A 19,737-nucleotide genomic window follows, 5' to 3' on the forward strand; every position below is an offset into this window, starting at 1 on the left:
GAACGCAGTGACGCAGAGACCTTAGTGCGTCGATCCCTCCAACATAAAAAGGATTCTAGAAAACATAGAATCCTTTGTTAGTGGTGATCCAGGAGGGATTCGAACCCCCGACCCACGGCTTAGAAGGCCGTTGCTCTATCCAACTGAGCTACTGAACCATATGTAGTTATGTCATGGTATTTTACTGTAAATAATAAAATAACCCATTACATAGACATTGTCTCTGTATGGGAACGTATTAAATACAATCACATGTATAAGTGGAGCGGGTGAAGGGAATCGAACCCTCGCAACCAGCTTGGAAGGCTGGGGCTCTACCATTGAGCTACACCCGCACATAAGAAAATGGTCGGAGCAGCAGGATTCGAACCTGCGACCCCCTGGTCCCAAGCCAGGTGCGCTACCAAACTGCGCTATGCCCCGATATCTTCCATTCATAGTAACGAACCATCTTAACTGTCCTTGGGAAACACTATTTCGCTACCGTTTGCTACTCACTGTAACAACAAATATATAATATCATATCCACCACATCTATGCAAGTGTTTTTTTATAATTTATTTAATTTTTTCTAACCCTTAAATTGCAAGTAGAAATTGAACACTTTAATATAAATAATTTAACACTTACATGGCAATTAGAAATGAAACATATTTGATCTATACTTTAATACAAATAATGTAACTTAGTAAAAGGGATATCTAGCTTTCTACATATCCCTGTTACATTCATCCTATCAGTAACTGCGGTAATGTCCATCACATATGCTTGAGTTTCCACTTTTCTTGTATACGTTCTATCAGGTCTGACCATTCATAAAAACCGTTATCTACAGGAAGGATATCTAACTTTTTTCTTTCATCTTCAACTTCTTGCATTTTCCGACTTACCTCTGCCTGCAACCTATAGAGCCCCTTTTGTATTGCGGTTACCATGTCACTTTCAAGATCTAGTCCTTTATTGTCATGGGACTCCAGCAATGCTATCAACGCTTGTAACGCATACAAACCATATGCATGATAGTCTAATGTAAGCAAAACTGCCAAAAACTTAGCAAACAATGCAGCTACCACTTGTATTCTCTGAGATTGACCGTCATACAGTAACACTTGTCCTACTACACCTTCCTTCGTAGGATTATAGTCAATATATAATCGAGCTTTACCATCTTCCGACTTAGCAATCAAGCACGCATTCCATTGCGACAAACGAGCTCGTACCCCTTTCGGTCGTACTGAATACTCTAAGGCTGGTTTTATAACCTCTAGATCTTCAAGACCGTGTGCCATCATCTCTTCTGCTGACAATAGATATAGTTCATGCTTTTCAAACATAAAAATAGGTACTTTTAGTTGGAACTCTGAAAACCTTTGATTACAAGTTCCATTCACTATACCAAGAATGTCCAGCAATCCTTGTGGAGTTTCAGGAAACACTCTTTTTAATTCCTGTTGACCTGCATTCTTTAGACCTTTCCAATCCTGTTGCATCTTTCGCCATATAGGTTGCACAAAATGACGATATGGTCGAGTTATTTGATTCATATAATACTCTTGTATTGTCATGTTTGAATCAGCCGTGTTAATAGAGACTCCCAAAAACCATCTAAATTGATCTATACTAGCATTGATGGCGTCTAGAGCTAATTTTTTATCAATCACATAAAAATACAACACCGCACTATGATTAGTTATATCTATCACCGAACTGCTAAATATTTGCATGCCACCAAGTAATGCGAGCACTCTCGAATACACTCGTTTTACAAAGACTTCATTCGCAATAGGGCTCACACGAAGCTCATAGCTAAGGTCTACTTTAATCACATGCAATCGCCCTATACGTTTGATCACTTTGTCATTATGACACAATTCACTGCCTAAAGGAAGCCCATGGTCTGAGAGAGTGGAGATAATACGGTCTATCACTTTGTTAGTATTCCGTGCAATGAAATCAATAGAGCAATTTCCTAAAACTTTAAACAAACCAAAATGTTTCCCATAGTCACAGACTTCCCCATCATCCTGCAACTCCTCTTCTATAATCTGCGCTAACGTTTTTAAGGAAGATTCCTCAATATATGCTGGAATGATGAGTTTATACAACTTCTTAGGTCGTATATCTTGCTGTGCTTTTACCTTCTTTACCTTCGTGTCTTTTCGCTGTCTTCTAGTTCCTTTTTTCTTCCCCACATCTGTCTCCTATTTAGTACTTTATCCTAGTAACTCGTTTTATATGAAAGGAGCATCGCCAACGCCACGCCCCTTTCATCATGTATGTATGTATTTATTCTTCTTCGCTTTCATCAAAGTAAATTTGTATACTTTTCAACCCATCTGCGTGAACCGGTTCATCGATATGAACTATCATTTGCTCTTCCTCAGTTCTACCAACGGAATCACCATCTTGTACCGTTTTATCTGATGTTAAGACATACTCTGCTACACTTAGCACATAATTCCAAGCTTTTTCAGGATGCCATGGGCAATGTAGAAATTCCACATTTAATTGTTTAAACAATTCCATACCACTCGTAGATAAGGAAATCGTACCATCATCTTCAAAATCCATATCTATCCATATTAGATTCGCCATAGGCAACACATCATCTCGTAACTGTTCGGTCTCCTCATGGTACTTATTCGCTTCATACAAGACACCATTCGTATATATAGCACTAGCTCCCGTTTGCTCCGTCGCCACTGAAAGTAATTTCGCTAATAAAATCCCGTCTTCTAATGGCTTGCCAGGACCTTCTACAATGCTAATCGCCACATGCCCCGTATGATGAACTACCGCATCCAATGCATCTTCCCAGAGATAATTTCGGGTAGCTCCTTGCATAACAGCTTCCATCGGCATGGCAAAGGAAAATGGTGCCACCACTACTTTATAGTCATCAATCACCAGAAAGTGTGCTTCTTCCATATCCTCTTCGTCCACGGAGTCTACATCCTTTGTAGCAATGGCTGCACGAACTTTCATTCCTTCAGGACTTGTAATTGACTCAATATCCCATTTTCTGAGTAAATCTTTCTTAAAACGATTCACATCGAACTCTGCATTGTCCAGCAGTACCATGCCCATAAACCCACGTTTACCAACCATAGGCCCCATGCCACCAGTGCTTCCCAAGATTCTTTCAGCCAAATTACGCATAGCATCAAACAACAGTTGATTCTCTGCACTTTGTACATCCGCCATATCTATATCAAGACTCATCGTTTTTTGGATGATGTTTTCAATTAAATAATCCCCTACACCATTCGACTGTTCTCGCATCAACACCAACAAGGCTTCGCTAAAAGACGCCCCTAACAACGTCAATGTATTCGTATCTCCATCAAAATAGATAACTTGTCCTATAGTGCCAGATTTCGTTGGATTATAGTCGATGTACAACCGGGACGCCTGTTCCCCTTCTCCAGTAGCTGCAAACAGGCATAGATCTCTCTGTTTAGAAGGTGCTCGTACTTGTGTTGGTTTTACATCAGGTCCCAGTACATCCATATTCATCACTTCTCGCCCGTGAACATCAAAGTCTAACATTTGACGAGCCGATAATAAATAGAATTGTTTATCATCATACATAAACATAGGGAATGTTACTTTCAAAGACGTGTATTCCTTTTGGTAGGTACCATTCACTACATTGAGTAAGAAACTAAGACCCTCTGGTGTATGAGGGTATCGTCGCAATAGATTCATCCAGTCTTGCGGCGATATACCTTTCCACTCGCTTTGGATAACATTCCATACATCAGGGACTAAGCCACGATACACACGCGATATATCTGTCATATACCGTTCATGAATCGTAAGCCCTGAGTCCACTACATCAATAGTAGCCCCTTTTCCCAGCGAACTTCTACGAAGATACTTTTCAATAGTACTAATAGCTAGGTCCTTATCTGCGACGTAATAGATAAAGGTAGCTATTCCCTCTGGGATACGCAATCTCGTACCACTAACAATGTTATTTTCTTCTAAAGCACGAGAGATTTTTGTATCCAAGCGCTTGAACTGCTTCGCATCCCCAAGAGAGGCGTCCAAAATTACATGAATATGATGTAAATTTCCTAGTTCCGCAATGACATTCCCATTTTGATATAACTTAGCACCACAAGGTATACCGAGTTCCTCTAAAGAGATGAGTATTTCCTCCACTAACTCATCGCCTTCATCCATAGAAAACCGAAGTACACAATGGTCAATTTCACCATTTTCTTTATACACCGATTCCCCTTCATGAACAGTACCCACATCTGTTAATTTATGCTCCATCAGCACTTCCAAAGAACCCCTACAGGAATCATCAAATTGAGCTGGAATATATAGTTCATAGGATATTTGTTGTTTCTTTTCTTCTGTTGCCATATCTCTTAGTTCTCCACTGTACACATTGTTTCTAACCATGATTACCACTATGTGGTGTCTCTCTTTCACAACTTGCTTCATCCACGAGAGTCACAGAAATGGGTAGGGATTGCAAAATTTGTACCGCCAATGCACGGGTTGATTCAGTGGTGCGCACCATGCACAACCCCTCTGCATTGACCGTCGTCATGACCCCCACATATTCATAGCCTTCTAATATACGATTCACATAATTCGTATGCGTTCGGTCAATCTGAAAGTACACATACTGCGGATCATAGACAATCTCCTGTTCTTGCATCCTTGACCTCCCTAGTTCGTTACAGACTTATTTTTGCTTTGTTTCACGGCGCATCATGGAGTACTCTTCCAATGGTGTGTCGATATATAGTCGTAATTTCATTTGTGCATGTTTTGCCACATCAATATCATTACCGTCTTCATCGGTCATACGTGTGATAACATGTTTTACTAATGGCCCATTCGGTTGGCAAAATTCTACTGTTTCCCCGACTTTGAAATTATTGCGTTGCTCCATATACGCATAGCCTTCTTCTGCATTGTACCCTTCTACAAGACCGATGAAATCATGGGTTTGTGTATTGGAAGATTTGCCGTAATTTTGCGCCTCTTCCCCTGGTTTTTCCATGGCAAAGGCCTCTGTATATGGACGGTGAGAGATTTTTTCTAATTCCGCATACCATTCATCACGTACATACCAATCGTCACCTTCTTCTAAGAATGTATCGATAGCTTCACGATACACTTTAGATACGGTCGCCGCATAGTGCACAGATTTCATACGACCTTCAATTTTCAAGCTATCTACGCCTGCTTTGTACAGCTCAGGGATATATTTCAACAAGCATAAATCTTTGGAGTTAAAGATATATGTGCCATGTTCATCTTCTTCGATTGGGTAATATTCACCAGGACGGTTTTCTTCCACCAAATTGTATTTCCAACGGCACGCTTGTGTGCAAGCCCCACGGTTTGCATCACGGTTGGTCATATAGTTACTCAACAAGCAACGGCCAGAGTAAGAAATACACATAGCACCATGAACGAAGGCTTCAATTTCGATATCTGCTTTTTCACGCATTGTTTTGATGTCTTCAATGCTCACTTCACGAGCTACCACCACACGAGCCGCTCCTTGTTCTTTCCAGAACTCCGTTGTCAAATAGTTTGTTGTATTCGCTTGGGTGCTCACATGCAATTCCAATCCTGGAGCCACGCGTTTGGCTAACAAGAAAATTCCTAAGTCTGCCACGATAATAGCATCCACTTTGATACTTTCCAAGAATTGTAAGTATTCTTCTAAGCCTGTTAAGTCCTCATTGTGAGGAATGATATTACAAGTAACGTAGATTTTTTTGCCATGGCTGTGTACAAATTCTACAGCCTCTTTCAATTGATCATTGTCAAAGTTAGAGCTAGCTGCACGCAAGCCAAAGGCACGGCCAGCACAATATACGGCATCTGCTCCATAGCGGATGGCCATTTTTAATTTATCCATATTACCAGCTGGCGCCAGTAATTCCATATGTCGTTTCTTCATAATCTATCCTTTCCATACACTGACACTCATGCCATCTCCCATAGGATAAATGGTGGTGTTATAGTGTTCTTTTTGTTCTACATAGTTTAAGTACTCTTGCAACCGCTTCACAATGGTTTTGAAGCGGCGTGGCGGCTCTTTCTCTCCCCGCACATAGCCTCGGAACAGTACATTATCTGCTAGCACTACGGCATTTTCGGCTAGTTTCGGTTCAATCAATTCTAATTGTTTTAAGTACTGCCCTTTCGGACCATCTAAAAACACTAAATCAAAGGGACCTTCTAGACCTTCGAGCAATTCTGTGGCATCTCCTTTTAATAGAGTGATTTTCTCTGCATAGTCTGATTGTGAAATGAAATGAGTCGCCATACCATGACGTACATCATCTAATTCTATGGTGATGAGGTGACCTTCTTTATCCATATGTTTTGCCAGTAACAGGGATGAGTATCCAATAGCTGTGCCTACTTCTAGAACACGTTTTGGCTTATATAAGCCAATTAAGTCTTCAAACAGTTCTACTTCCGATTCTCGCAAAATTGGCACATCATGCAAGAGTGCATAAATGCGTTGTTCATTTAAAATCTCTTTAATCTTCATAAATTTGATCCACTATTTTTAAATGTTCTTCATAGGTTTTCGTGAAATGATGGTGCCCCTCTTTGTCAGCCACAAAGAATAGGTAGTCTGTCGGTGGTGCATAGAGAACAGCCTCCATGGATTTGATGCCTGGGTTTGCAATTGGCCCCGGTGGTAATCCTTTATGAAGGTATGTGTTGTATGGGCTTTCTAATTTTGTATCCTCGATGGTGATGAGCGGTTTTGGATAGCCTAGAATGTATTGGATACTAGCGCAAGATTCTAGAGGCATACCTGTTTTCAAGCGTTGACGAAATACAGCAGCAATAATCGGTCTGTCTTCATCAAACTTTGCTTCTTTTTCCACTAACGATGCTAGTGTGATGAACTCAAAAATAGTCATCCCTTGGGCTTCAATATCTTGACGCATTTTCGGTGTCAATTGACGGTTCATTTCATCCGCCATGATGGTCATCACATCTTCTGCTTTACTGCCTACGGGAATCTCATAAGTGCTAGGGAATAGGAATCCTTCCACCCGATAGGTCACAGGCTTCGTGCCTACCATGTACTCGTAAGGCGTATAGGTCTTGCCATATTCCATGAAAGCATACTGCGTATCGATACCTTGCTCTTCGATGCGTTTCCCAATTTCACCGATGGTAAATCCCTCTGGAATGGTCAGTTTCACCGTTTGTAATCTTCCTTGTTGGAGCAGCTCAATAATCTCACTTAAGCTAACGTGATGAGGGATTTGATAATATCCATGTTGTAATTTATCCATGGTCCCCGTCAAGCGTAAAGCTGCACGGAACACCGTCGGTGACGTGATGAGGCCTCTTTCATAGAGCACATCGCCAATCTCCGCACCGGTTTGGTTTTCACTAATGACAACCGTTTCTACCTCTTCCTTAGAACCGCCTGTCCAAGGAATATAATACATACCTGCTAGCACACCAAGTACAGTGGCCAACAGAATCGCTACACATCCGTAGATGTATTTTACATATTGTTTCACAGCAATCTCCTTTTCAATGAATACTATATTATACCATTTTAGGAGTGTATATAGCAATTTTTCTATATAGCATAGGTCAATCTAGGAACTACACTCACCTATACTATATCCTTCACAGTGAAAGTTCTATTAATCTCAGTACTCCACCGTTCTTTTACGTAAGTCCTTCCATACAGAAAAAGGGCTGTAACCCCACTGCCTATCGACAATCTGTTACAGCCCTCATGACTGATTAGTCCATTGCTTCGTACAATTTGATCACTGCATCGAATTCTTCATCAGTAGGAGCCACGTAAACTTGTTCTCCCTCTTCTTCATCAATGCGTGCAATAATCACTTCTGGTTCATCATGTTCAGTGTCTTCTTCTGGAGGAAGAGATACTAAAATCGCAAATGCTTTTCCATCATATTGAATTAGCATTTCCTCTTCATAGTACATTTCTTCTCCATTTTCATCCTCAATGACAATCACAGATACTTCACCTTCGTAACCTTGTTCGATCATGGTAACCTCCTTATGAACGACTATCTAAATAGCCTTGTAAAATGACAACTGCTGCCATCTTATCAATGACTTCTTTCCGTTTTTTTCGACTTACATCAGCAGCGATCAGAGATTTTTCTGCCATCACCGTGGATAAACGTTCATCCCAAAATACAACTGGTGTGGAGATGACTTCTTTCATCTTCTCCACAAAGGCTTCCGTTTTTTCTGCCCGTTCCCCTTTGGTACCATTCATATTTTTCGGCATACCTACCACAATGGTATCTACCTCATATTCACGGATCAATTCCGCAATGCGCTGAAAGTCTTTTTCGTGAGATGTGCGACGAATGGTTTCGATGCCTTGCGCTGTAATATACAACGCATCACTGCATGCTACACCTATAGTCCGACTTCCCACATCAAGTGCCATAATACGCATTATAATTGTTTCGCTTTCACATACTCTTTCACAAGTTCTTCAATGAGCTCATCCCGTTCGATACTACGAATATCTTTCCGAGCATTGTTATAACTTGTAATATAGGTCGGGTCTCCCGAAATGAGGTACCCCGTAATTTGGCTAATCGGATTATATCCCTTTTCTGCCAAGGCCTGGAACACATGTTGGAATACTTCTTCTGGTGTTAACGGCGTCGTTTGTACCGGTTTAATCACCATTGTTTTATCTGAAAGATTCATACAATCCCTCCTTTTCATGAGTTTTCTACTGAAAGTCTCATCTATCGTAAACTTATCCAACCATGGATTGGATCGTTTCTTTACCTGCTGCTAAGGCTTGGTCCATAGCTGCTGGATCTTTACCACCAGCTTGCGCCATATCTGGACGACCACCGCCATTGCCACCAGCTGCTTGCGCTGCTGCTTTTACGATGTTACCACAATGGATACCTTTGCCCACTACGTCTTTTGTAGCCATGCAGACAAAGTTTACTTTATCGCCACCAGCTGCACCTAATAATACTACGCCAGATCCGATTTTGTCACGAACCATATCTGCCATGTCACGCAATTCGCCCATATCAGATACTGGTACAGACGCAACTACAGCTGTCACATCGCCTACTGTGAATTGACCAGCTAAGACACCATCAAGATTACCGCTGTTCAATTCTTTTTTCACTTGCTCTAGTTCACGCTCTACGGCTTTCGCATGGTCAAGCACTTGCTGTACTTTGCCTACCACGTCTTGTGGTTTCGCTTTCACAAGAGAGGCTACAGATTTTACTGTTTGTTCTTCTTGTTGTGCTAAGGCAAGAGCTGCTTTACCTGTGACCGCTTCGATACGGCGTACACCGGAACCGATACCACCTTCAGAAGTGATACGGAATTGACCGATAAAGCCTGTATTTTCTACGTGAGAACCACCACACAATTCGATAGAAAATTCCGGCACAGATACAACACGCACTTCGGAACCATATTTTTCACCAAACAATGCCATCGCACCTTTTGCTTTTGCTGCATCAATGGACATAGTTTCTACTTCCAACGTGGAAGCACGAAGAATTTGCTCATTCACCATGTTTGTAATGGTTTGCAATTCTTCTGCTGTCACAGGGGAGAAATGTGTAAAGTCAAAACGCAAATAGTCAGGTGTTACTAAGGAACCTGCTTGGTTCACATGCGTACCCAATACAGAACGTAAGGCAGCATGCAATAAGTGCGTTGCTGTATGATTGCGTGCCATATGTTGACGGCGTTCTACATCCACTGCAAAGGTTACTTCGTCGTTCACAGAAATGCTACCTTCTACCACGGTACCTACATGGTACGTAGTGCCTTCTGGTAATTTTTTCGCTGTATGTACTTCTACTTTACCCAATGGGCCAACGATGAAACCTGTATCACCTAATTGTCCGCCTCCCTCTGCATGGAATGGAGTTGTTTTTACGATGATCGTCACATCTTGACCATCTTCGGCACGGTCGATAGCTTTCGCACCTTCACCGATTAATAATACAGTGGATGCTGTAGCGCTTTCATCATCAGAAATATGTTCATTAGATAAATGCGTAATGTCTGGAGTTGCCACTTTTGCATCTACATCTTCACGAGCCTCACGAGCACGAGTACGTTGCTCGTTCATAGCGCTTTCAAAACCGGCTTGGTCGATAGTGAAACCTGCTTCGTGAGCGATTTCTTCTGTCAATTCCCAAGGGAACCCGTATGTATCATATAATTTGAACACGTCTTGACCTGGTACAGTGGTAGTGCCCTCAGCTTTCAATGTATCCAACAATTGGCTTAACATATCAAGGCCAGATGCTAGCGTTTGGTTAAAGCGCTCTTCTTCGTTCGCCACAACACGTTTTACAAAGTCTTGTTTTTCCACGATGTTAGAGATAGCTCCGCCCAAGATATCTACTACGATATCTACTAATGGTACCAAAAATGGTCCTTGAATGCCTAATAGGCGACCATGGCGAACAGCGCGGCGCAAAATACGGCGAAGCACATAGCCACGGCCTTCATTAGATGGTAACACACCATCTGCAATCAATGCCACAATAGCACGAATATGGTCAGCGATAACTTTCAAAGAAACATCTGTATTCGCATCTGTATGATACGTAACACCTGCTTTTTTCTCTGTGGCTTCGATGATTGGGAAAATCAAATCTGTTTCAAAGTTGCTTTCTTTGTTTTGTAGTACAGATGCCAAACGTTCTAAACCAGCGCCGGTATCAATATTTTTCTTAGCCAATGGTTCATACGTACCTTCTGCAGTACGGTTGAATTGCGTAAATACAAGATTCCAAATTTCAAGGAAACGGTCACAATCACAACCTGGTGCACAATTCGGATCGTCGCAACCACGTTCTGGCCCTAAGTCAAAGAAAATCTCGCTATCTGGACCACATGGACCTTCGCCAATTTCCCAGAAATTATCTTCTAAACGGCTGATATGGTCTTCTGGCAAGCCAATTTCATTATGCCATGTATCGTAGGCTTCTTGGTCATCTGGATATACAGTAACGTATAATTTCTCTTTATCTAATTTGATGACTTCTGTTAAAAATTCCCATGCCCAATGGATGGCTTCTTTTTTGAAATAATCACCAAAAGAGAAGTTCCCCAACATTTCAAAGAATGTATGGTGACGTGCTGTACGTCCTACGTTTTCAATATCACCGGTACGAATTGACTTTTGACTCGTCGTAATACGTGTACAAGGTGGCACCAATTTACCTGTAAAAAATGGTTTCAAAGGCGCCATACCAGCACCGATTAATAACAAAGATGGGTCGTTATCTGGAACAAGAGAATAACTCTCTTGCTTTAAATGTCCTTTACTTTCAAAAAAATTCAAATACGCTTGGCGTAATTCATTTCCTGTCATGGTTTCCCTCCTAAAATTGTCTATTGCTTTTATTATATCATAGATTTTGATGAAAGTATGCATTTAGGTGAGGTCATTGACGTATAAGCACTATTGCTAGATTAATTATATCGTTGCTTCATCTCCCTAAGCCACATGCCTAGATTTTGACTAAACTTAAGTTTATGAACGAAAGCGTTCTCATAGACCTGTTCTATTGCACTCTCGAAGTTAATAGAGTTATCCAATTCTTCCTTATTAGGAATAACTTCAGGTTCTTTTAAAGAATATTTATCATACACCTTTTTTAGAACTGCAAAATTTACACCATATTTTACTGCATAGTCATGTATCTCTGTATCTCTCTTTTGCTCTTTCCATGCATAAAAGGCATCTAACTTTTCTTCTGAGCTTAATTGACTATACTTTTCATATTCCGTATATATAAACTCTCGCAACAACTGTGCTTCTTCATAATGACCCAAATTACTAAATTCTTCTATTTTTTCCTCAATGATATCTGGTATTTCCCCATTAGCAGTCTCCTTGATAAGACTTAATATATATGATGCATCAATATCTTGTACTCCTACTATTGTGCTTTCTCTTTCTAATGGTCTGATAGGAACTTCCTTATCCTCATCATGGTCACCAGGGAATAAGTTTCTATAAGCGCCTACATACTGTTTCCAAGTCGTTTCACTCATTCCAAAGGTTTCTGGATTCCATGCGTACGCATAATATTGCTGAACAAATCTTAGTTGTTTTTTCGCATGCTTATAGGCTACTTTAAAAGTCTCTTTCATCTCATCATCACGACAGAACGCTCCCCATCGTGTAGGGTCTTTTAATACTGCTTTCAAGGCTATCATAGCTGCATGTAATTGTCGCACGGCCTCATCATAATAGGGCATAATTACCGAACTACTCTCTCCACCACTACCATATAACTTTAAAGCCTCATTCACATTATATTCCGAGATTCGAGGAAACTTAAAATTAATTATACTACCAAATTCTTTGTCTTCCCCATAGATTCGATTCGTTCTGGAATAAGCTTGAATTAACTTCTGTAATTCCAGTTCTCTATCTACATACAGTGTATTTAAATATTTAGAATCATACCCAGTTAGTAATCGTTCTGCTACGATAATTAAATCGATATTCTTAGGATTTCTACCGCTACCACCTCTAGTCCCTCGCTCCGTAAGATCATCATAATAGGCTGATTCATCATAACCCATATCATTCACATTAAAACTAATCCCCGTAAAAGCTGCATAATCTTCATAGGTTTTACCGATGAACGCTTGCTCTTCTAAAAATTCCTTTTGATTCTCCCCAGCTGGACTAAAGGTAACTGCTACATTTAATTCAACATTCTTGTCATGCAATTGTTTTTTAAACTCTAAATAATAGGCAATAGCACGTTTTTTCTCAGCTACGGTCAGAATAGCATTAAAGTATTTTTCACGGGACTGATTTTCCCAATTTTGTATGATATCAGACACCACACGAGGAATATGTACTTCATCTTGATAAAGCAATATCTTTCGGTCTCTAGCCTCTATTTCAACCCTTGTTTCATCCCAACTATTGACTAATTGTTTCACTTTGGTAGGCTTAGAATCTTCCTCTTTGTTCAACATATGTTCCACTATTTTTTCTCGCAAAGAGTCATAACTTGTAAACTCGCCTGTATTAATATATTCCACATGAAAGCCTAACACATTGTGATCTGAAATTGCCTCATCTATAGTGTATGTATGCAGACAAGGTCCAAATAAGTGCTCTGTAGTACTTATCCTTTTATTATTCTCATCAATTTTTCCTTGCACCTTATTTTCATCAAATAAAGGAGTGCCAGTAAACCCAAAGAATAAACTGTTTTTCTTAAAATAGCTTATTATACTGCCCATCATATCTCCCATAGTTGTTCGATGGGCTTCATCAACAATAAATACAAAATGTTTATCCCTCAAGGAATCATCTTGATTCTCTTGCAATACTTTTATTAAGTTATGTAGCTTAAAGATTGTGGTAACGATAATTTTACTTAATTTTGACTCTAAAAATTTTTTATATCACCGCTATACTGTGTTTCATCTACATTGACTCCCTCATACATAGCAAATGCCTTAAAACGATCTATCGTCCGAGCATCTAGCTCTTTCCGGTCCACTAAAAATATAACCTTATCATATCCAGATTGGGTTGATAAAAATTGTGCCGTTTTAAATGCGGTTACTGTTTTACCAGAACCAGTGGTATGCCATATATAGCCACCATTACCTTTATATTTTCCATTAGCTTTATCAATGGCAACACCCCTAATAGCTTGTAACGCAAAGACTTGATACGGTCTCATTAACATATGTCGTTGTTCTTCTGCTAATTTGGCATTATCAATGATTACAAAATCCCCCACCATTTGGTGAGCCATAGGAATCATCAAAAAATTATCCACAATATCTTCCCAAGAAGTCATCTTTTCATTGCACTTGCCATATGCAGTTTTTCCATCATATGACCAATTAAAGAGAAAACTAGGATTGAATGCATCCACTGACTTTGGAGTGGCAAAATACTGCGTATTCACTTCACTCATGACAATCATCATTTGAGAGAATGCCATAAAATTATTGACAAATTCATTTTTTGCATAATATCGTTGAAATTGATAAAATGCTTCTTCCATAGATTGATCACTTCGTTTTTGTTCAATATTGATTAATGGCAATCCATTGATAAGCAGAACTATATCAAATCGATGGTCTTTCGAATGCCCCCATACTTCTCTCGCAATTTTATAACTAGAATCACCGCCACTGACCTCTTCTTTTTTAAAGATTGTCAATGTGAGTTTGTGATTTCCTGGTCTATCACTGACATCACGGATAATGCCATCTATTTTTCCTTTTCCTGCTTCCGCTGAAAGTAATTTGGCAGCTTCAAAACTATTAGAGATTTGATTAACCCTCGTCATCACTTGCTTGAACTCATTATCGGTTAAAGGAACACCGTCTAACTTATCTGCATTAAGACGATTTAACTCTTGTCTCCAATTATTAATTAAGTCATCTACCGTCACTCTTCTTTTATTACCATTTAATTCCTCTGGCGCTTCCCACTTGTATTGTTCCATACGCTTTACAAATTTTTCTTGAAACAACCTTTCTGAGTAACTTTTTTCTCTGCGAGCCATAATTATCTCCTTGTTAACACAGGTTTATACCTTAATTAATCATAACTATAACAAATTATACCTATTTACCTTCGTAGTATAGAATAAATATATCTCTAGGCCACTTTTCTAAAAGGAGTTAGTATGATTTCTCACCATAAAGAAGAACTGTTTTGTGATTATTACGAAAAGTGGATTATCACATATAAAGAAGGAGCCATTCGAGAAGTAACTTTAAAAAAATATCGCATTACATTATATTGGTTGCGCACTTTAATTCCCACATTACGCGTCTGTGACATGACACGCACGGCCTATCAACAATTATTAAATGCATTTGCTCAATCTCATGAACGCCAAACAACGATGGACTTTCATCATCAACTGAAAGCTGCTATTCTTGATGCTGTTGACGATGGGTACATCGATCGTGATCCTACAAGAAAAGCCATCATCAAAGGTAAAACACCTCGTCCTAAAAAAATTAAATATCTGAATCAATTTGAATTACATACTTTATTGTCAAGTCTCAATCTCCAAGATTCATTAAATTGGGACTGGCTGATTTTATTAATTGCTAAAACTGGGATTCGATTTTCAGAAGCACTCGGTATTACGCCAGAAGACTTTGACTTTTCACACCAAACCCTGCACATTAATAAAACTTGGGATTACAAAGAAAGTACTGGTTTTCAACCCACGAAGAACGCCTCATCAGTTAGAAAAGTCCAATTGGATTGGTATACCATCATGCAATTCTCTGAATTAATTAAAGGATTACCAGCTGATAAACCGATTTTTGTTCATGGACGAGTCTTTAATTCAACTGTCAATGATATCCTCGCACGGCACTGTAAACAATTGAACCTTCCTATCATTTCTATTCACGGGTTACGACACACACATGCATCACTTCTCTTATTTGCAGGTGTTTCCATCGCAAGCGTTGCTAGAAGATTAGGACATGCCAGCATTAATACAACTCAAAAAACGTATTTACACATCATCCAAGAACTAGAAAATAGAGATATCGACATTGTAATGCGTTCTCTATCTAGTTTAACCTAGATTATCATTGGCCTAGAGATATTTATCTAACTAAGGCAGTCATTATATATATGATACATATCACAACATTTCATTATCAAAATCTTCACTTATGCTGATGAAGGGTGATAGAATCATTTAATAGCTTAAATATTTTACCAATACTAATTTGTTCCTCTATACTTACAGGTATCAGATACTCTGTATTTGCCACTAAATTCCAATCAGCCCTTGGCATTTTAGTTCCAATGGATTGGTTTGACGCTAGCTCAAACCTTTTACTTTGTATAAGATTATACAAAAAACTACTTTCTACCTTTTCTGATCTTAACACCCAAAAGTCCCCTATAGCTTTTCCCGAAAACTCTGGTAATAACCAGTTTTTTAGATATGGTCTTAACTTTCCGTATAAAACATCCCCTTTTCTAAATAATATTCCTTTTTTATTACTTAGCTTTTTAGTGATATCTTTATTTAGCCTACCTTCTCCAGAAATTATATCTTCATACTCTACTTGAGGTATTTCAGAATCTTCGCTTGTACATGATACTCGTTCAACAACATCCCCCAACTTACGCTGTTCCCAAGATGGCGTATTTAAAAACTGTTTGAAACGACGTTTTGGTAGTTTTTTTTCATCACTCATTCTATCACCACCAGATCTTGTAATAAAGTTTCTAAACTTTCTTCTAGACGAGCAATTTCTTCATCCATATCTTGTAATGTATCTTCATAACGTTCCCGTAACATAGCAATCACATCGATCTCAGATTGAATCGAATTTTTTAATATCTTCGTAAATGCCTCTTCTATACCATCGAACCATTTACAATATACAAGATGTTCAATTTCTGCATTTGTTAACTGACTAAATTTATTAGATACTAAATTATTTAGTTCTACTTCAGCTTCTTTATATATTTTATCTATAGATGATTTTTGCTCTAATATTGCCTCTGTTTCTTTTAATAATACATATTCTTCACTATTTTTTTCATAGTTTTTTAGCTCATTTGTTATATGTTTCTTTACAAACTTCCGTTTTGCTTCTCCTGTTACCTCTTTTTCAAGGCATTCATATAGAACGTCATACTCAAGCGTTCCTTCCTCTAAGGCTTTATCTATGGCTTCATTTAATGCATCTATGTTCCTATCCAACTGCGATTTAATAGAATTTAAATGCTCTCTTTCAGCGCTAAACAATGTTTTAGATAATAACTCATTAGGAATCACTTCTCCTATCCAGCCTTCTTGAACCATATATGTTTTTTTATTCTTCGTCTTTTTCACCATATTTGGCTTAGTTAATTTCGCACCTTCATAGAATCCTTTTTCGAGGATACATTCTAAATCATGTGTCAATGTTGTTTTCCATAGTTCAGCAATGATTTGATACCCTTCATAGGGATCGACAACACCTACGCGTTTTAGTAACTCTTTCATATCATACAGCATGGTTTCTTTCACATGCACTAAATTTTTATCGCTGTTACTATGTAATAATTGCTTCCACCATTTTTGAATATATTCTTGTAGGCTATCATGCAAATTATTAAATAAGGCTTGCACATTTTTATTTTCAAAAATGTCTCGACTTATCTCTTCTGTAGGTTTCACAAAATCAATATAACCAGCTCTAATTTCTTTATAAGAACTTTCCAAGGTATCTTTTGCTAATTGATTTAACAATGTTAATCCTTCAAGATTTTTATATAGGATCCCCCCATATACATGAGCTTCCACATCTTGTGGGATATCCTTATTCACATCCTCTACATATCTTGGAATATTAAGATTATATTCATTCTTTTTAATTTCATCTATAGTAGTTACATGACTATATCCTGCTATCTCAGTTTTATATATGCAGGCATCAACAATTTTTGCAATATCTTTTTCTTGCAACACATTATTCTTTCCTACTTTCACAAAGTTTTTAGATGCATCAATAATTTGTATTGGTTCCCCTAATGTACGGTTTTTCTTCAATATAATAATACATACTGGTATCCCCGTATTGGTAAATAGGTTTGACGGTAATCCGATAATCGCATCAATTTGATTTTTATCTACTAACCGTTTACGGATTTCAGCTTCTGCACCACCTCTGAATAATACCCCATGTGGCAAAACAATGGCCATCGTACCTTTTTGTCCCAAATGGTATAATCCATGCATTAAATAGGCAAAATCACCTTTTGAGCTAGGTGGCAACACACCAAAATCAGCAAATCTAGGATCATTTACTTTCAAAGGGATATCTTCTCTAGAATTCCATTTTTTATCAGAATAGGGTGGATTCATAACAACAATATCGAACTGAACCCCCTCATTAGGTCTTTCAGGATCTTCTGGCCAATCTTGTGCTAAGGTGTTACCGTTTTTGATTGTCATTTTTTCTGGACGAATGCCATGTAATAACAAATTCATACGTGTTAAATTGTATGTCTCCGTATTAAATTCCTGTCCATAATAGTGCAAATCGTCTTGCACATCACCATCCAAATGTTTACGCACCGTCAACAATAATGAAGCCGACCCTACTGTAGGGTCATAAATAGATGGATGAGATTTGTGAAACTCTGTAGACTTTGCCACAATTTGTGCCATAACCTCACTAACTTGTCTTGGCGTATAGAACTCGCCTGCTTTTTTTCCTGCATCTGAGGCAAACATACCGATTAAGTATTCATAGGTATCCCCTAATACATCACCATTTTGCAGGCTAATCATATCTAAATCAGAAAATAAAGAGATTAAGCTCTTAATATTTTTACTTCGCTTATTTAAATCCTCGCCTAATGCTGTATTGCTGACGTCAATAATTGATGATGAAAATAGTCCTTTGAAATCATTTACATCTTTTGTGCCTACAATTAATCGTTCAAATTCACTTAAACTATTGCTTACATCATCTACTTCAAAGGTATTATCTTCAATTTTTTGTAACCATGTTTGGTACAAACAATTTGGTTGAATGACATAGCCTAAGGTAGTTTTGATATTTTCTATAAACAGATCTTTATATTCATCATTTTCAAAACAAGCTGTGTATTCTTCTACTACCTTTTCTTGTGGTACCTCACCTAGTTCTGCAAATTTTCTAAAATAATCTAATGTTCTATCACTTAAAAATTTATAGAACATCAGCCCCAACATATAGTCCTTATATTTACTGGCATCCATTGAACCACGTAATTCATTAGCACCTTCCCATAATATACGTTTTATCTCTTCCGATGTTTTCATGTTTATACTCCTTACGAAACATTTCTGTATATATTCAGTATAGCATAAAAGCAGCCATCAAGGCTGCTTTTACAAAATTTATATATAATTGCTATCTGCACTTCACCAAATTCACTAAGAATGTCACCACATACAGCCCAATAGCTGTCAACACGATGGTCCCCCCTGGTGCAAAGTCTAGCCAAAAGGCACTACAGAGTCCACCGATGACGGATAACACTGAATATACTGTAGCGATGCCCCATGTTTCTTTAAAACCTCGTTTCCATAAATGGGCGGATGCCACTGGTACTATCATCAATGCACTAATTAATAGAATGCCCACCACAGTCATCCCCATGACAACGACCAAGGCTGTTAAGACAGCAAAGATCATGTTCACACGGTTCACATTGATGCCCACGGTACGAGCAATCTCTTCATCAAAAGAAGTAAGCATCAAGGAGTGATACACGAATTTCATGATGATGCCCACCACGATCGCCACAGTACCAATACCATAAATATCTGTCATAGTTACCGTCAAAATACTACCGAATAAAAAGTTCAATAGTCCTGTACTTGGCATTTTTACCAGTGTGGAAAATACAATAGCTAGGGCTAAGCCTGCATAAAAGAATAGCGCCATAATCATATCGGCGTATTGTTTTTGATAGCGACGTACTAGTTCTATGCCCATGGCGGACAGCACGGTCAACACCACCGCACCCAATGGAGGGTAGACTTTCAGTAAGGATGCCCCCGTCACACCAGCAAAGGCAATATGTCCTAAGCCATCGCCAAGCATGGATTGCCGTTTGATGACGATGAACATACCGATTAAAGGGCACATGAGCGCCACAATGAGCCCCGCTAAAAAGGCACGTTGCATAAATGTATAGGATAAAATATCCAT

General features: G+C 38.7%; 15 protein-coding genes, 3 tRNA genes and 1 pseudogene. 1 reads left to right on the forward strand and 18 read right to left on the reverse strand.

Annotated elements, in window-relative coordinates; all coding sequences use genetic code 11:
* Nucleotides 1–81 precede the first annotated feature (81 nt).
* From EO125_RS03205 to EO125_RS10100, 15 genes and pseudogenes are all read right to left on the reverse strand, one after another.
* Nucleotides 82–158: transfer RNA gene (locus tag EO125_RS03205), tRNA-Arg, on the reverse strand.
* Nucleotides 159–261: 103 nt separating this feature from the next.
* Nucleotides 262–335 (reverse strand) — tRNA-Gly (locus EO125_RS03210).
* Between the two features lie 11 nt (nt 336–346).
* Nucleotides 347–423 (reverse strand) — tRNA-Pro (locus EO125_RS03215).
* A 335-nt stretch (nt 424–758) separates the two neighbouring features.
* On the reverse strand, nt 759–2,192 hold the full coding sequence (locus EO125_RS03220; RefSeq protein ID WP_127147641.1) for a hypothetical protein: 1,434 nt from the start codon (nt 2,190–2,192) through the stop codon (nt 759–761).
* Between the two features lie 94 nt (nt 2,193–2,286).
* Entirely contained in the window at nt 2,287–4,377 is a 2,091-nt protein-coding gene (locus EO125_RS03225) for a DUF4261 domain-containing protein (RefSeq protein WP_164726425.1), read from the reverse strand.
* A 31-nt stretch (nt 4,378–4,408) separates the two neighbouring features.
* A complete protein-coding gene (locus tag EO125_RS03230) occupies nt 4,409–4,678 on the reverse strand; it encodes a DUF4911 domain-containing protein (protein WP_127147643.1) in 270 nt (89 codons plus the stop codon).
* 27 nt (nt 4,679–4,705) lie between these two features.
* Entirely contained in the window at nt 4,706–5,938 is a 1,233-nt protein-coding gene (locus EO125_RS03235; protein ID WP_127147644.1) for a U32 family peptidase, read from the reverse strand.
* Between the two features lie 3 nt (nt 5,939–5,941).
* Nucleotides 5,942–6,538 (reverse strand): O-methyltransferase, encoded by a 597-nt coding sequence (locus tag EO125_RS03240; protein ID WP_127147645.1) that lies wholly within the window; start codon nt 6,536–6,538, stop codon nt 5,942–5,944.
* On the reverse strand, nt 6,528–7,535 hold the full coding sequence (gene mltG, locus EO125_RS03245) for an endolytic transglycosylase MltG (protein ID WP_127147646.1): 1,008 nt from the start codon (nt 7,533–7,535) through the stop codon (nt 6,528–6,530). Before mltG ends, EO125_RS03240 begins: the two co-directional genes overlap by 11 nt.
* A 232-nt stretch (nt 7,536–7,767) precedes the next feature.
* Nucleotides 7,768–8,040, reverse strand: a complete 273-nt coding sequence (locus EO125_RS03250) for a DUF1292 domain-containing protein (protein WP_127147647.1) — start codon at nt 8,038–8,040, stop codon at nt 7,768–7,770.
* A 10-nt stretch (nt 8,041–8,050) separates the two neighbouring features.
* Complete coding sequence (gene ruvX, locus EO125_RS03255) at nt 8,051–8,461, reverse strand: Holliday junction resolvase RuvX (protein WP_127009348.1); 411 nt, start codon at nt 8,459–8,461, stop codon at nt 8,051–8,053.
* Nucleotides 8,461–8,721 carry an IreB family regulatory phosphoprotein gene (locus EO125_RS03260; protein WP_127147648.1) on the reverse strand — a complete coding sequence of 87 codons (261 nt, stop codon included), beginning with the start codon at nt 8,719–8,721 and terminating at the stop codon, nt 8,461–8,463. Before EO125_RS03260 ends, ruvX begins: the two co-directional genes overlap by 1 nt.
* 52 nt (nt 8,722–8,773) lie before the next feature.
* Nucleotides 8,774–11,383, reverse strand: a complete 2,610-nt coding sequence (gene alaS, locus EO125_RS03265) for an alanine--tRNA ligase (protein WP_127147649.1) — start codon at nt 11,381–11,383, stop codon at nt 8,774–8,776.
* A 101-nt stretch (nt 11,384–11,484) separates the two neighbouring features.
* Nucleotides 11,485–13,416, reverse strand: a pseudogene (locus tag EO125_RS10095) (DEAD/DEAH box helicase family protein); the annotation flags it as partial.
* Between the two features lie 14 nt (nt 13,417–13,430).
* Entirely contained in the window at nt 13,431–14,567 is a 1,137-nt protein-coding gene (locus tag EO125_RS10100; protein ID WP_206168352.1) for a type I restriction endonuclease, read from the reverse strand.
* A gap of 123 nt (nt 14,568–14,690) precedes the next feature.
* Here EO125_RS10100 and EO125_RS03275 point away from each other — a divergent pair, with 123 nt between their 5' ends.
* Nucleotides 14,691–15,614: a site-specific integrase gene (locus EO125_RS03275; protein WP_127147650.1), complete on the forward strand. Its 924-nt coding sequence runs from the start codon at nt 14,691–14,693 to the stop codon at nt 15,612–15,614.
* A gap of 85 nt (nt 15,615–15,699) precedes the next feature.
* Here the strand turns inward: EO125_RS03275 and EO125_RS03280 are convergent, their stop codons facing one another.
* The 3 genes from EO125_RS03280 to EO125_RS03290 form a co-directional block, all read right to left on the reverse strand.
* On the reverse strand, nt 15,700–16,239 hold the full coding sequence (locus EO125_RS03280; protein ID WP_127147651.1) for a restriction endonuclease subunit S: 540 nt from the start codon (nt 16,237–16,239) through the stop codon (nt 15,700–15,702).
* Nucleotides 16,236–18,842, reverse strand: a complete 2,607-nt coding sequence (locus EO125_RS03285) for a type I restriction-modification system subunit M (RefSeq protein ID WP_127147652.1) — start codon at nt 18,840–18,842, stop codon at nt 16,236–16,238. The genes EO125_RS03280 and EO125_RS03285 overlap by 4 nt, the downstream gene beginning before the upstream one ends.
* A gap of 91 nt (nt 18,843–18,933) precedes the next feature.
* Complete coding sequence (locus EO125_RS03290; RefSeq protein WP_127147653.1) at nt 18,934–19,737, reverse strand: metal ABC transporter permease; 804 nt, start codon at nt 19,735–19,737, stop codon at nt 18,934–18,936.

The organism is Veillonella sp. VA139, from assembly GCF_003992005.1.
In the GTDB taxonomy this organism is placed as follows: Bacteria; Bacillota; Negativicutes; order Veillonellales; family Veillonellaceae; genus F0422.

Coding starts and splice junctions, on each gene's coding strand:
- EO125_RS03225 (WP_164726425.1), bottom strand. CDS start 4,377: ATGGCAACAGAAGAAAAGAAACAACAAATATCCTATGAACTATATATT.
- EO125_RS03230 (WP_127147643.1), bottom strand. CDS start 4,678: ATGCAAGAACAGGAGATTGTCTATGATCCGCAGTATGTGTACTTTCAG.
- EO125_RS03235 (WP_127147644.1), bottom strand. CDS start 5,938: ATGAAGAAACGACATATGGAATTACTGGCGCCAGCTGGTAATATGGAT.
- EO125_RS03240 (WP_127147645.1), bottom strand. CDS start 6,538: ATGAAGATTAAAGAGATTTTAAATGAACAACGCATTTATGCACTCTTG.
- EO125_RS03250 (WP_127147647.1), bottom strand. CDS start 8,040: ATGATCGAACAAGGTTACGAAGGTGAAGTATCTGTGATTGTCATTGAG.
- ruvX (WP_127009348.1), bottom strand. CDS start 8,461: ATGCGTATTATGGCACTTGATGTGGGAAGTCGGACTATAGGTGTAGCA.
- EO125_RS03260 (WP_127147648.1), bottom strand. CDS start 8,721: ATGAATCTTTCAGATAAAACAATGGTGATTAAACCGGTACAAACGACG.
- alaS (WP_127147649.1), bottom strand. CDS start 11,383: ATGACAGGAAATGAATTACGCCAAGCGTATTTGAATTTTTTTGAAAGT.
- EO125_RS10100 (WP_206168352.1), bottom strand. CDS start 14,567: ATGGCTCGCAGAGAAAAAAGTTACTCAGAAAGGTTGTTTCAAGAAAAA.
- EO125_RS03275 (WP_127147650.1), top strand. CDS start 14,691: ATGATTTCTCACCATAAAGAAGAACTGTTTTGTGATTATTACGAAAAG.
- EO125_RS03280 (WP_127147651.1), bottom strand. CDS start 16,239: ATGAGTGATGAAAAAAAACTACCAAAACGTCGTTTCAAACAGTTTTTA.
- EO125_RS03285 (WP_127147652.1), bottom strand. CDS start 18,842: ATGAAAACATCGGAAGAGATAAAACGTATATTATGGGAAGGTGCTAAT.
- EO125_RS03290 (WP_127147653.1), bottom strand. CDS start 19,737: ATGGATATTTTATCCTATACATTTATGCAACGTGCCTTTTTAGCGGGG.